This window comes from Pseudomonas sp. HMSC063H08, from assembly GCF_001813645.1.
Taxonomy (GTDB): Bacteria; Pseudomonadota; Gammaproteobacteria; order Pseudomonadales; family Pseudomonadaceae; genus Pseudomonas; species Pseudomonas aeruginosa.
Genome location: NZ_KV813400.1, coordinates 1 through 1,303 on the forward strand (window position 1 = coordinate 1; position 1,303 = coordinate 1,303).

2 protein-coding genes are annotated in these 1,303 nt (G+C 59.7%); both read right to left on the reverse strand.

Annotation, left to right across the window (positions count from 1 at the left end):
* Positions 1 to 150 precede the first annotated feature (150 nt).
* Positions 151 to 1,107 carry an ATPase, T2SS/T4P/T4SS family gene (locus HMPREF2924_RS08765; protein ID WP_003448639.1) on the reverse strand — a complete coding sequence of 319 codons (957 nt, stop codon included), beginning with the start codon at positions 1,105 to 1,107 and terminating at the stop codon, positions 151 to 153.
* Positions 1,104 to 1,303, reverse strand: a 200-nt coding sequence (locus HMPREF2924_RS08770) for a type 4 pilus major pilin (protein ID WP_305887154.1), incomplete at its 5' end; no start/stop codon positions are given. The genes HMPREF2924_RS08765 and HMPREF2924_RS08770, both read right to left, overlap by 4 nt.

Genomic DNA, 1,303 nt, shown 5'->3' on the forward strand with positions numbered 1-1,303 from the left:
GCCACCTGCTGTTGCTGCTGGGCCGCGTGCTGTTCATTCAGGCCGTCTAGATAGCTCATCAAGACTGAAATCCCGCCGGTAGTCGCGATGGCGATAACGATCAAGGCGATCATTAATTCAATTGAGATAAAGCCGCGGCTGAGCTTGAGGTTATTCATAGATAGGCTCCCACAGGCTTTTGCGAGCCTGGCGATTCACATCGTCCTCAAGTAGATGAATCTGCTGCCGGCGGATCTTATCGCGCATGGCGACGGAGTCCACTCCGGTGAAAAGCAACGGTTCTGCGTGCAGTCTTCGAGCGCCGCCATCACTTACCAACTCCTGGCAGATCACGGCCTGAATGCCTTCAGCCACGACGTCGTAGGCATTGGACGCGAGGGGTTTGGCCAGGGTGATCAGCCGTTCGATGGCTTGCGGGCAGTTCTTGGCGTGGATGGTCGATATGACCAGGTTGCCGTTCAGCGAAGCTTTGCAAGCCTGATAGGCGGTGTCTTCGTCGCGGATCTCGCCGATCAATATCAGGTCGGCTCCGGTACGCAGGGTGCGCAACAGGGCTTCGCTGTAGCCTCCCGAGCGTCGTGAGGTTCTGACTTGGATACAGCGGCCGAGTCCATGTTGGCCGCTGAGATTGGTTTCTTGTGGATCCTCGACTGTGAAGCCAACCCCGCCCAGGGTCTGCAGTCGGGCGAGAATCAGCGAGGCGGCGGAGCTGGTCTTGCCGGTCGCCATATCGCCACAGAACAGGATCAAGCCCTGCAGTTGCGGGTTCAGGAGCGTAGCGACCACCTCGCTCGGATAGCCGATATCCTCGAAGCTTCGAACTTGGGCTGTCGACCGGCGCAGCACGAAGACACTCCCGCCGTTGAAAGCATCTTCCAGTTGGGTGACGCGCAGCAGCACACCGTCGACGACGATGGCGAACTCGGGATCCTGCAGCTCCTCCAGCGTTTGCCTGCAGAGCTGGAGCAGTTCCTGGGCGTGCGACTCCCACTCGCGAGGCACCTCGACTCGGCGCGCGCCGACGCCGGCCAGGCCCTTCACGTCGGCGAAGCCTTCACCGAGGTAAAGGTCGACGAACTGAGCCTGAATGATCGGGTTCACACTCACGAACTGTAGGTCCAGGTAATGCTGTTGCTATCGCTGCTGCAGGCCTGGGTCGCAGCCGCAGTGGTGACCTCACCAGTGATAGCGGTGCCGCTGTTGATCTTGGTCTGCTCGAAGGTGTTCTTCGCGATTTTGGTGCCCAGGGTGATACAGGCATCCTTGGGCAGCTTGCTGGTGGTGATCGAGAAGCCCATGCCGG